Genomic DNA, 13565 nt, shown 5'->3' with positions numbered 1-13565 from the left:
GCGGCGGGCAGCGGCAGGACCAGGGCCGAGGGCGGCGAGTCCGCCTCGACCGCCGCGGCGACGCCCGGGTACGCCGGCAACCCGATGTCGGACCCGGCCGGGTCGGCACCGGTGCTGAGTACGGCCCAGCCGGACGGCGAGTCGGCCGGGGTGACGTCCTCGGGCTGCCAGTGGAGCGCGTACAGGGACCGGGCCGCGACGTTCGGGACGACCGTGCCGGTCAGCTCCCGCAGCGCCAGCGTGTCGATCGACACCACGGGCGCGCCGGCGGTGTCCACGGCGACCAGGCGGACGGTGGTGCCGGTGCGGGTGAGCCGCACCCGCAGGGCGCGGGCTCCGGTGGCGTGCACCTGGAGGCCCTCGACGGTGAACGGCACGCGCGGGCCGTCGCCGGCGAGCAGCAGCCCGACCGGGTGCAGCGCGGCGTCCAGCAGCGCCGGGTGGACGCCGAACCGGGACGCCTCACCGGCCGCGTCGTCGCCGAGCGAGACCTCGGCGTACGCCTCGCCGTCGCCGGTCCAGAGCCGGCGCAGGCCCTGGAACACCGGCCCGTAGGTGAGGCCGTGTCCGGCCAGCGCCGGGTACCAGTCGGTGAGGTCCACCTCGGTCAGCCCGGCGGGCGGCCAGGCATCGACGGTGGGTTCGACGGTGGACGCGGGTTCCAGCACGCCGTCGGCGTGCGCGGTCCACTCGACGTCGCCGTCGGGCTGGGAGTGGATGGCCACGGGACGGCCGCCGGTGGTGTCGGGAGCGCCGACGCTGACCTGCACCCGCACGCCGCCGGTCGCCGGCAGCACCAGCGGCGCGGTGAGCGTGAGGTCGCGTACCCGGGGGGTGCCGGCCTCGTCGCCGGCTCGGACGGCCAGTTCGGTGAGCGCGGTGCCGGGCACCAGGACGGCGCCGGCCACCACGTGGTCGGCGAGCCACGGGTGGGTGGCCGGCGACAGCCGGCCGGTCAGCACCACCAGGTCCGCGCCGGCCACGGTGACGGCGGCGCCGAGCAGCGGGTGGGCGGCGTCGCCGAGCCCGGCGCCGCTGACGTCGCCGCCGCGGGGGCGGCCGCTGGGCAGCCAGTAGCGCTGGTGCCGGAACGCGTACGTGGGCAGGTCGACGCGGGTCGCGCCGGTGCCGGCGAACCACTGCGGGAAGGAGACCGGGACGCCGTGCACGTGCAGGTCGGCCAGCGCGGCCAGCAGGGCGGCGGTCTCGTCGCGGTCCCGTCGTTGGCCGGCGACCGCGAGCGCGTCGGGCAGGATGTCGCCGGTCAGCGCCGTGAGCACGCTCTGCGGGCCGATCTCCAGGAACGTGTCCGCGCCGGCGTCGCGCAGCGCGGTGATCCCGTCGGCGTAGCGGACCGCGTCGCGGACGTGCCGCACCCAGTAGTCGGCGCGGGTCAGGTCGGCCGGGTCGGCGAGCGCGCCGGTCAGGTTGGACACCACCGGCAGCAGCGGCGCGGAGAAGCTCAACCGGTCGAGCACGGCCCGGAACTCGGCGAGCATCGGTTCCATCAGCGGGCTGTGGAACGCGTGCGACACGGTCAGCCGGCGGGTGCGGACGCCCCGTTCCCGCCAGCCGCGCTCGACCTCGTCCAGCGCGTCGAGCGGCCCGGACACCACCACCGACGACGGCCCGTTGACGGCGGCGACGCCCAGCTCGGGGGTGCCGTCGAGGGACGCCAGGACGTCCCGCTCCGGCGCGGCGACGGCCAGCATCCCGCCGCCGGCCGGCAGCGCCTGCATGAGCCGGCCCCGCGCGGCGACAAGCGCGCACGCGTCCGGCAGCGACAACACACCCGCCACGTACGCGGCGGTGACCTCGCCGATCGAGTGGCCACCGACGAAGTCCGGGGTGACGCCGAACGACTCGACGAGCCGGAACAACGCCACCTCGACCGCGAACAGCCCGGCCTGCGTGAACTGGGTCTGGTCCAGCAGATCCCCGGCGTCGAACAGCACCGGCTTCAGCGGCTGCGGCAGCAGCGGGTCGAGCTGCGCGCACACCTCGTCCAGCGCGGCGGCGAACACACCGAACGCGTCGGACAGCTCGCGGCCCATGCCGGCGCGCTGCGCGCCCTGCCCGGAGAAGAGGATCGCGAGCCGGCCCCGGGTGGTCGCCGTACCGGTGTGCACGGTGCCGGCCGGCGTGCCGGCGGCGAGCGCGTGCAGCCCGGCGAGCAGGTCGTCGCGGTCGGTGGCGACGACGACGGCGCGGTGGTCCAGGGCGGCCCGGCCGGTGACCGACGACCAGCCGACGTCGACCGGCCGGACGGCGGTGTCGGCGGCCAGCCGGCGGGCCCAGCGCTCGGCCTGCGCGGCGAGGGCCTCCGGGTCGCGGGCGGAGAGCAGCACCGGCGCGGGTCCGCGGGGCGGCTCGGCGGCGACGGGGGCCGGCTCGGCGGGCGGCGCCTCGATGATGACGTGCGCGTTGGTGCCGCTCACCCCGAACGAGGAGACCGCGGCGCGGCGGGGCCGGTGCGACCGCGGCCAGGATCGGGCCTCGGTGAGCAGGGAGACGTTGCCGGCGTCCCAGTCGATGTGCGGGGAGGGCGCGTCCACGTGCAGCGTGCGGGGCAGCACGCCGTGCCGCATCGCCATGATCATCTTGATGATGCCGGCCGCGCCGGCCGCGGCCTGGGTGTGGCCCAGGTTCGACTTGACCGAGCCCAGCCAGAGCGGTTCGCCGGCCCGGTCCTGCCCGTACGTGGCGAGCAGCGCCTGCGCCTCGATCGGGTCACCGAGCGTGGTGCCGGTGCCGTGCGCCTCGACCGCGTCCACGTCGGCGGTGGTCAGCCGCGCGTTCGCGAGGGCCTGCCGGATGACGCGTTGCTGCGACGGGCCGTTCGGCGCGGTCAGGCCGTTGGACGCGCCGTCCTGGTTGACGGCGGTGCCGGCCACCACGGCGAGGATGCGCCGCCCGTCGCGGCGGGCGTCGGCCAGGCGCTGCACCAGCAGCACGCCGACGCCCTCGGACCAGCCGGTGCCGTCCGCCGACGCGGCGAACGACTTGCAGCGGCCGTCGGCGGCGAGACCGCGCTGCCGGGAGAACTCGATGAACGTGCCCGGGTTGGCCATCACCGTCACACCGCCGGCCAGGGCCAGGTCGCACTCGCCCGAGCGCAGCGCCTGCACCGCCAGGTGCAGCGCGACCAGCGACGACGAGCAGGCGGTGTCCACGGTGACCGCCGGGCCCTCCAGCCCGAACGTGTAGGCGACCCGCCCGGAGACGACGCTGCCGGAGTTGCCGGTGCCGAGGTAGCCCTCCACGCCCTCCGGCAGCTCCCCCAACCCGGCGGCGTAGTCGTGGTACATCAGGCCGGCGAACACGCCGGTGCGGGAGCCACGCAGCCGGGCCGGGTCGACCCCGGCGGACTCGAACGTCTCCCAGGACGCCTCCAGCAGCAGCCGCTGCTGCGGGTCCATGGCGAGCGCCTCACGCGGGCTGATGCCGAAGAAGCCCGGGTCGAAGTCGGCCGCGCCGGCGAGGAAGCCGCCCTCCCGGGCGTACGAGGTGCCCGGGTGGTCGGGATCGTCGTGGAACAGCGTGTCCAGGTCCCAGCCCCGGTCGGTGGGGAACGCGCCGATGCCGTCGCCGTCGGCGGCCAGCAGCTCCCACAGCGCCTCGGGGCTGTCGATGCCGCCCGGATAGCGGCAGGCCATGCCGACGATCGCGATCGGCTCGTCCACGCCGGTGACCGCCGCCGCGTCGGCGCGGGTCACGGCGGTGGCGCCGGTGAGCTGCTCGTGCACGTGCGCGGCGAGCGCGGCCGGGGTCGGGTAGTCGAAAACCAGCGTGGACGCCAGCCGCAGCCCGGTGGCGGCGTTGACCCGGTTGCGCAGGTCCACCGCGGTCAGCGAGTCGAAGCCCAGTTCCTGGAACGCCCGGTCGGCCGGCACCGCGTCCGCGCCACCGTGGCCGAGCACCTGCGCGACCAGACCCCGGACCAGCAGGCCCACCTCGGCGCGGGCCTCGTCGTCGGTGAGTCGGGCGAGCCGGTCGGCCCAGCCGTCGGCCGCCGCGCCGGCCTGCCGCCGGGCGGGCGCGCCGGCCAGGGCACGCAACATCGGGGGTACGCCGGCGGCGGCGCGCAGCGCCGGCAGGTCCAGCACGGCCGGCACGAGCGCGGCGGTGTCGGAGGCGACGGCGGTGTCGAAGAGCGCGACGCCGACCGCCTCGGTGATCACGCCGAGCCCGGCGCGGGCCACCCGGGAACGGTCGGCGCCGTCGAGGCCGGCGGCCATCCCGTCGGTGTCCCACATGCCCCAGGCCAGCGCGTGCCCGGGCCGGCCCTGGGCACGGCGGTGGACCGCGAGCGCGTCGAGGTAGGCGTTCGCGGCGGCGTACGCGCCCTGGCCGGGGGAACCGAGCACGCCGGCGATCGACGAGTAGGTGACGAACAGGTCGAGGTCGAGGCCGGCGGTGGCCTCGTGCAGGTGCCAGGCGGCGTCCACCTTGGGGGCGAGCACCCGGGCCAGCCGGTCGGCGTCGGTGCCGGTGATCACGGCGTCGTCGAGCACGCCGGCGGTGTGCACCACCCCGGCGAGCCGGCCGGCGCCGGTGAGGTCGGCGACCAGCCGGTCGACCGCGTCGCGGTCGGTGACGTCGCAGGCCAGCACGCGGACGTGCGCGCCGAGCGCGGTCAGCTCGTCGACCAGGTCGGCCGCGCCGTCGGCGTCGGGTCCGCGCCGGCTGACCAGGGCCAGCGAGTCGACGCCCCGGTCGGTGACCAGGTGCCGGGCGAGCACCGCGCCGAGCGCGCCGGTGCCGCCGGTGACCAGGACGGTGCCGTCGTAGGTGGCCGGGGCGGTCGCGGGTGGGGCGTCGGCGCGTACCAGTCGGGGGGTGTGGGTGGTGTCGCCGCGGACCGCGAGCTGCGCCGCGGCCGGGTCACCGGCGGCGGCCGCGAGCAGCGCCAGCACGCCGGCGTCGAGGTCGCGGTCCAGGTCGGCCAGGACGATCCGGCCGGGGTGCTCGGACTGGGCGGAGCGGACCAGGCCCCAGACGGCGGCGCCGGCCAGGTCGGCGGCGCTGTCGTCGGGCGTGGCCGGCATCGCGTCGCGGGTGGTCACGACGAGCCGCGCGTCGGCGGTCGCGTCGGCGGTCAGCCAGGCGCGCAGCGCGGCGAGCACGCCGGTGGTGGCGGCGCGGACCGCGTCCGGCGTCGGCCCGGCCGGCGGCACCGGCAGCACCACCAGCGGGGGTACGCCACCGGCGGCGACCAGCGCGGCCACGTCCGGGTGGGCGGCGGCGTCGGGCAGGGCGGGCAGCGGCGCGCCGAGCACCGCCGTGGCGGGCGGGGTGGCCGGGGTGAGCGCCTCGGCCGCCCAGGCGACCCGGAACAGCGACCGGGCGGCGCGGGTGGCGGCCGGCGGCGTGACGCCGGTCAGCTCGCGCAGCACCAGCGCGTCGACGGTGACGACGGGCCGGTCGGTGGGGTCGACGGCGAGCAGCCGCACCGCCGTGCCGGCCCGGGTGAGCCGGACCCGCAGCGTCTGGGCGCCGACGGCGTGCACCTGGACGCCGGTGAACGCGAACGGCGCCTTCGGGCCGGTGGTGCCGTCGCCGGGCAGCAGCGCGGTGGGGTGCAGCGCGGCGTCGAGCAGCGCGGGGTGCACGCCGAACCCGCCGACCTGGTCGGGACCGGCGGACGGCAGCGTCACCTCGGCGTAGACGGTGTCGTCGCCGGTCGTCCAGGCCCGCCGCAGGCCCTGGAACGCCGGCCCGTAGGTCATGCCGTGGCCGGCGAGCGCGTCGTACCAGCCGGTGAGGTCGGTCTCGACCGCGTGCGGCGGGGGCCACGCGCCGAGCCCGGCCCCGTCGGTGGGGGCGGCGGCGGTGAGCAGGCCCTCGGCGTGCCGGATCCAGTCGCCGTCGGGGTCGTCGTCGGGCTGCGAGTGCACCGCGACGGTGCGCCAGCCGGCGTGGTCGCGGGGGCCGACCCGGACCTGCACCCGCACCCCGCCCCGGGCGGGCAGCACCAGCGGCGCGGCGACGGTCAGCTCCCGGACCCGGCAGGGGCCGAACTCCTCGCCGGCGCGCAGCACGAGTTCGACGAGCGCGGTGCCGGGGACGAGGACCGCGCCGGCGACCTCGTGGTCGGCGAGCCACGGCTGGGTCGACAGGGACAGCCGGCCGGTGAGCACGGCGGCGTCCTCGCCGGCCAGCCGGACGGCGGCGGTGAGCAGCGGGTGGCCGGCGGCACCGAGGCCGGCGCCGGTGACGTCGGCGGCGGGCCCGGCCGGGCGCAGCCAGTAGCGGTCGCCGCCGAACGCGTAGGTGGGCAGGTCGGCGGCGGTGGCCGGGCCACCGGCGAACAGCGGGGTCCAGTCGACGTGCGCGCCGCCGGCGAAGAGTTCCGCCAGCGCGGTGAGCAGCGCGCGGGGCTCGGGCCGGTCGGCGCGCTGGGTGGCGACGGCCAGCCCGGTCGGGTCGTCGGCGGTGTCGCGGATCAGCGCGGTGAGGACGCTGCGCGGGCCGATCTCCAGGAAGGTGTCCACCCCGGCGGCGCGCAGCGCGCTCACGCCGTCGGCGAACCGGACCGCCTCCCGCACGTGCCGCACCCAGTAGTCGGCGGTGGTGATCTCGGTCGGGTCGGCCAGCGCACCGGTCAGGTTCGACACGACCGGAAGCAGCGGCGCGGCGAACGTCAACCCGTCGAGGACCGTGCGGAACTCGGCAAGCATCGGCTCCATCAGCGGGCTGTGGAACGCGTGCGACACCGTCAACCGGCGGACCCGCACACCCCGTTCCCGCCAGGCGTGTTCCAGCTCGTCCAGCGCGACGAGGTCACCGGACACCACCGTTGCCGACGGCCCGTTCACCGCGGCGATCCCCAGCGCGGGGTGCGCCCCGATCGACGCGGCCACCTCGACCTCCGGCGCGGCGACCGCCAGCATCCCGCCGCCGGCCGGCAGCGCCTGCATCAGCCGACCCCGCGCCGCCACCAGCGCGCACGCGTCCGGCAGCGACAACACACCCGCCACATACGCGGCGGTCACCTCACCGATCGAGTGCCCACCCACGAAGTCCGGGGTGACCCCGAACGACTCGACGAGCCGGAACAGGGCCACCTCGACCGCGAACAGCCCGGCCTGGGTGAACTGGGTCTGGTCCAGCAGATCACCGTCGCCGAACAGCACCGGCTTCAGCGGCTGCGGCAGCAGCGGATCAAGCTGCGCGCACACCTCGTCCAACGCGGACGCGAACACCGGAAACGCCTCGGACAACTCCCGACCCATGCCGGCACGCTGCGCGCCCTGCCCGGAGAACAGCACCGCGACCGGGCCCCGGTCGGTGGCGCGGCCGGTGACCAGGTTGTCGGCCGCCGTGCCGGCGGCGAGCGCGCGCAGCCCGGCGGTCAGCTCGTCGTGGTCGGCGGCGAGCAGCACCGCCCGGTGCTCCAGCGCGGTCCGCGCGGTCAGCGACGTGCGGCCCACGTCGGCCAGGTCGGGGCGGTCCGGCGCGGCGAACGCGTCGGCCCAGCGGGCGGCCTGCCGGGCCAGCCCGCCGTCGCCGCGCGCCGACACCAGCACCGGCACCAGCGGCGGCGGCGCGGGCCGTTCGGTCACCTCGGGCTCGACGGCCGGCGGTTGCTCGATGATGACGTGGGCGTTGGTGCCGCTGACGCCGAACGAGGAGACCGCGGCCCGGCGGGGCCGGTCCACCGCCGGCCACGGCCGGGCCTCGGTGAGCAGCTCGACCGCGCCGGCCGACCAGTCGACGTGCGGGGTCGGCGCGTCCACGTGCAGCGTGCGGGGCAGCACGCCGTGCCGTAGCGCCTGCACCATCTTGATCACCCCGGCGACGCCGGCCGCGGCCTGGCTGTGCCCGATGTTCGACTTGATCGAGCCCAGCCACAGCGGCTCGCCGGCCCGCTCCTGCCCGTACGTGGCCAGCAGCGCCTGCGCCTCGATCGGGTCGCCGAGCGTGGTGGCGGTGCCGTGCGCCTCGACGGCGTCCACGTCGGCGGTGGTCAGCCCGGCGGCGGTGAGCGCGGCCCGGATGACGCGCTGCTGGGACGGCCCGTTCGGGGCGGTGAGGCCGTTCGACGCGCCGTCCTGGTTGACGGCGGAGCCCCGGACGACGGCGAGCACCCGGTGGCCGTTGCGGCGGGCGTCGGAGAGCCGCTCCACCACCAGCACGCCCACGCCCTCGGACCAGCCGGTGCCGTCGGCGGCGGCGGCGAACGACCGGCAGCGGCCGTCGGCGGCCAGCCCGCCCTGGCGGGTGAACTCGACGAACGCGCCGGGGGTCACCAGCACGTTCACGCCGCCGGCCAGGGCCAGGTCGCATTCGCCCTGGCGCAGCGACTGCACGGCCAGGTGCAGCGCGACGAGCGACGACGAGCAGGCGGTGTCCACGGTGACCGCCGGGCCCTCCAGCCCGAACGTGTAGGCGACCCGGCCGGAGATGACGCTGTGCGCGCCACCGGTGAGCCGGTAGCCGTCCAGGTCGCGGGTCTCGTCGCCGGCGCCGTAGCCGGACGGGGACGCGCCCACGAACACGCCGGTGGCGGTGCCGTGCAGCGTGTCCGGGTTGAGCGCCGCCTGCTCGAACGCCGCCCAGGTGGCTTCCAGCAGCAGCCGCTGCTGCGGGTCCATGGCGAGCGCCTCGCGCGGGCTGATGCCGAAGAAGTCCGGGTCGAACTCGGTGGCCCGGTCGATGAACCCGCCGTGGCGGGTGAACGAGCGGCCCGGGGCGTCCGGGTCGTCGGCGTAGAGCCGGTCGAGGTCCCAGTCCCGGTCGGTGCGGAACTCGGTGATGCCGTCGCGACCCTCGGCGACCAGCTCCCACAGCCCGTCCGGGTCGGCGACGCCGCCCGGGTAGCGGCAGCTCATGCCGACGATCGCGATCGACTCGTCGGCGGTCGCCGGGCCGGCGGGGGCGTCGGCGGGGGCGTCGCCGGCTTCGGGCAGCCGCAGCAGCGTGGCGAGCTGACCGGCCAGCACGGCCGGGCTGGGGTAGTCGAAGATGACGGTGGTGGGCAGCGACAGGCCGGTGGCGGCGGTGAGCTGGTTACGCAGCTCCACCGCGGTCAGCGAGTCGAAGCCGAGGTCGCGGAACGCGCGCCGGGGGCGTACCGCGTCGCTGCCGGCGTGGCCGAGCACCGCGGCGGCGTGGTCACGGACCAGGTCGGTGAGGCGGCGTTCCCGGTCGGCGCGGGGCAGGTCGAGCAGTTGCCGGCGCAGTCCGCCGGCCCGGTCGTCGACGTCGGCGGTGGCGGGCCGCTCGGTCAGCGCGTCCCGGGCCTCCGGGATGTCGGCGAGCAGCGGCCGGGGCCGGGCGGACGCGTACGCGGGCGCGAACTGGGCCCAGTCGACGTCGGCCACGACCAGCGTGGTCTCGCCGTGCTCGACGGCCCGGCGCAGGGCCAGCAGTGCGGCGGCCGGCTGCATCGGGTTGAGGCCGCGCCGGCTGAGCAGCCGCTGCGCCTCCTCGGTGGTGGCCATGCCGCCCTCGGCCCAGGCGCCCCAGGAGATCGAGGTGGCGGTCAGTCCCCGGGCGCGGCGCTGCTCGGCGAGCGCGTCCAGGTAGGCGTTCGCCGCCGCGTACGCGCCCTGGCCGCCGCTGCCCCACACGCCGGAGATGGACGCGAACAGCACGAACGCGTCGAGCGGCCGGTCGCCGAGCAGCTCGTCGAGGTACGCGGCGCCGGCGACCTTGCCGGCCATCACGTGGTCGAACACGTCCAGGTCGGTGTCGACGAGCGCGGTGAGCCGGGTGATGCCGGCGGCGTGCAGCACGGCGGTCAGCGGCGCGACGTCGTCCAGGCCGGTGACCAGCGCGGCGACCTGCTCCCGGTCGGCCAGGTCGCAGGCGACCACGCTGACCCGTACCCCGTCGGCGGTCAGCTCGTCGGCCAGCTCGCGGGCCCCGGCGGCGTCGAGCCCCCGGCGGCTGGTGAGCACCAGGTGCTCGGCGCCGTTGGCGGCCAGCCAGCGGGCGGCCTGGGCGCCGATCGCGCCGGTGCCGCCGGTGATCAGCACGGTGCCGCGCGGCTGCCAGTCGGCGAGCTGCCCGGCGGTGCGGGCGGTGGTGCGGGCCAGCCGGCGGACGAACGTGCCGTACGGGCGGACCGCGTACTGGTCCTCGTCACCGCCGCCGGTGAGGACGCGGGCCACCTCGGCCCAGGTCGCGGCGTCGGGCGCGGCGGGCAGGTCGAGCACGCCGCCCCACTGCCGGGGGTGTTCCAGGCCGATCACCCGGGCCAGGCCCCAGAGCGCGGCCTGGGCGGCGCTGGTGACCGGCTCGGCCGGGCCGGTGCCCACGCCGCCCTGGGTGACGCACCACAGTGGGGCGGTGCGGTCGGCGTCCTGGGTGGCCTGCACCAGCCGGGTGGTGGCGACCAGGCCGGTGGAGATGCCGGGGTGGCCCGGGTGGTCGGCGTCGGCGAGCCCGAGCAGCGACACGATCGCGGTCGGTTCGTCGGTGAGCGACGCGGCCAGCTCGGCGCGGGTGGCGTGGACCGGGTCGACGGGCAGCGTACGCAGCGTCGACCCGTCGGGCAGCGCGGCGGCGAGCGCGGCCAGCCAGGTGTCCGCCCGCTCGTCGCCGGCCGGCGACACCACCAGCAGGTCGGCGGCGGCCGGGGTGGCGACGGCGGTGGCCGGCTGCCACACCACCCGGTACGACCAGCCGTCCAGCACGGCCCGCTGGAGCCGGGCGCGACGCCAGGACGACAGCAGCGGCAGCGCCGGGGCGAGCACCTCCGGGTCGGCGTCGCCGGCGGTGAGCGCGGCGACGTCGGCGCGTTCCACAGCCGACCAGAACTCCACGTCGACGACGTCCGGGCCGACCGGACCGGCGGCGGTCGCCGCCATCCGCTCCGGCCAGTAGCGCCGCCGCTGGAACGCGTACGTGGGCAGGCCGGTGAGCACCGGCGCGGGAGCGAGGACCCGGGCCAGGTCCACCGGCAGGCCGTGCGCGTGGGCGTGGGCGATGCTGGTCAGCAGCCGCAGCCGGGCGTCGTCGCCGCGACGCAGCGTGGACAGCGCGCGGCCGGTGGTGCCGGTGTCGTCCAGGATGGCCGCGACCGACATGGTGAGCACCGGATGCGGGGACACCTCGACGAAGTCGGTGTGCCCGGCGTCGATCGCGGTCCGCACGGCGGTGTCGAACAGCACCGGCAGGCGCAGGTTGTCGGCCCAGTGGTCGGCGTCGAAGCGGGTGCCGTCGAGCCGGTCGCCGGTGACCGTGGAGATGATCGGCACGTCGCCGGGGCGCGGCGTCAGGCCGGCCAGTTCGGTGCGGAGCCGGTCGGCGACCGGCGCCACGGCCGGCGAGTGCGAGGCGTAGTCGACGGCCACCGGCCGGGCCCGTACGCCGTCGGCGACAAGCGTGGCGATCAGGTCGGCGATGGCCTGCGGCGGTCCGGCGACGGCGGTGGTGGCGGGGCCGTTGACCACCGAGACGGTGACGCCCTCGGGCAGGCGGGCGGCGAGTTCGGCGGCGGGCAGGTCGACGGCGGCCATGGTGCCGGTGCCGGCGACGTCGGCCAGCGCCCGCAGGCGCAGCGCCAGCACCCGGGCCGCGTCGGCGAGGGTGAGCGCGCCGGCCACGTGGGCGGCGACGATCTCGCCCTGGGAGTGGCCGATCACGGCGCGCGGGCTCATCCCGGCGTGCCGCCACAGCCGGGCCAGCGCCACGCCGACCGCGAACAGCGCCGGCTGGGCGATCTCGGAGCGGGTCAGCCACGAGTCGTCGCCGCCGGTGAGCACGGCGACCACGTCGACGTCGAGCCAGCGGTCCAGTTCGGCCTGGCACTCGGCGAGCGCCTCGTCGAAGACCGGCGCGGCGCCGATCAGCTCGGCGGCCATGGCGGCGTGCTGCGCGCCCTGGCCGGGGAACACCCAGACCGGTCCCTCCCCCGGCTCGCCGGCCTGGCCGGTGACGACCGTGGCGGCGGGGGTGCCGGCGGCGACCGCGTCCAGGCCGGCGAGGAGCTGCTCGGGGTCGGCGGCCACCACGGCGGCCCGGTGCTCGAACACCGACCGGGTGGTGACCAGCGACCAGGCCAGCCGCTCCGGGTCGAGGTCGGCGTGCGCGCGGACGTGGCGGGCCAGTCGGGCGGCCTGCTCGCGCAGCGCGTCGGCGGACCGGGCGGAGAGCGGCCACACGGTGGCGGCGCCGGCGACCAGGGGCGGCCGGTCGGTGTCGGGCGCCGGGGCGGGCGTCGGGTCGACCTGTTCCAGGATGACGTGGGCGTTGGTGCCGCTGATGCCGAACGAGGAGATCGCGGCGCGGCGCGGCCGGTCCACCGCCGGCCAGCTCCGGGCCTCGGTGAGCAGTTCCACCGCGCCGGCGGACCAGTCGATGTGCGGCGACGGCGTGTCGACGTGCAGCGTGGCGGGCAGCCGGCCGTGCCGGATGGCCTGCACCATCTTGATCACGCCGGCGACGCCGGCGGCGGACTGGCTGTGGCCCAGGTTCGACTTGATCGAGCCCAGCCAGAGCGGGTCCCGGCCGTCGCGGTCCTGCCCGTACGTGGCCAGCAGCGCCTGCGCCTCGATCGGGTCGCCGAGCGTGGTGCCGGTGCCGTGCGCCTCGACCGCGTCCACGTCGCCGGTGTCCAGCCGGGCGTTGCTGAGCGCCTGCCGGATGACCCGCTGCTGGGAGGGGCCGTTGGGGGCGGTGAGCCCGTTGGACGCGCCGTCCTGGTTGACGGCGCTGCCGCGCAGCACCGCCAGCACCGGGTGGCCGTTGCGGCGGGCGTCGGCGAGCCGTTCGACGAGCAGCAGGCCGACGCCCTCGGCCCAGCCGGTGCCGTCGGCGGCGGCGGCGAACGACTTGCACCGCCCGTCGGAGGCGAGACCCCGCTGGCGGGAGAAGCCGACGAACGCGCTGGGGCTGGCCATCACCGTCACGCCGCCGGCGAGCGCCAGGTCGAACTCGCCGGCCCGCAGCGCCTGCGCGGCCAGGTGCAGCGCGACAAGCGACGACGAGCAGGCGGTGTCCACGGTGACGGCGGGCCCTTCCAGGCCCAGCGCGTACGCGATCCGCCCGGAGACGACGCTGGTGACGGTGCCGGTGAGCAGGTAGCCCTCGTCGGCGTCGGTCGCGCCGCCGTCGGCGGCGACGCCGTAGCCGTTGGCGGCGGTGCCGACGAACACGCCGACCTTCTGCCCGCGTACCGACGAGGGGGCGATGCCGGCGGTCTCGAACGCCTCCCACGAGGTTTCCAGCAGCAGCCGCTGCTGGGGGTCCATGGCGAGCGCCTCACGCGGGCTGATGCCGAAGAACTCGGCGTCGAAGCCGGCCGCGTCGTAGAGGAAGCCGCCCTGCTGGGTGGTGGAGCGGCCGACCCGGTCGGCGGACGGGTCGTAGAGGTTGGCCAGGTCCCAGCCCCGGTCGGTGGGGAAGCCGGCGATCGCGTCGCCGCCGGCGTCCACCAGCTCCCACAACTGCTCCGGGGTGGACACCCCGCCCGGGTAGCGGCAGGACATCGCGACGATCGCGATCGGCTCCCGGGCAGCGGCGGTGAGCTGCTGGTTGAGCTGCTTGAGCCGGCCGGTCTCCTTGAGGGAGGCCCGAAGCGCCTCGACGACCTTGTCTGCGGACGTGGACATCAT

1 protein-coding gene (running past one end of the window) is annotated in these 13565 nt (G+C 77.2%); it reads right to left on the bottom strand.

The window, feature by feature from the left end; genetic code table 11:
- Nucleotides 1-13562 carry the start of a type I polyketide synthase gene (locus AB0B02_RS26740; protein ID WP_357304743.1) on the bottom strand. It extends 16072 nt beyond the left edge of the window, so 13562 of the gene's 29634 nt are visible here — the first part of the coding sequence; the start codon lies at nucleotides 13560-13562; the stop codon falls past the left edge of the window.
- Nucleotides 13563-13565 lie beyond the last annotated feature (3 nt).

The organism is Micromonospora sp. NPDC049240 (assembly GCF_040647835.1).
Lineage (GTDB): Bacteria > Actinomycetota > Actinomycetes > Mycobacteriales > Micromonosporaceae > Micromonospora.
This window is presented reverse-complemented; position numbering and strand designations above follow the sequence as displayed.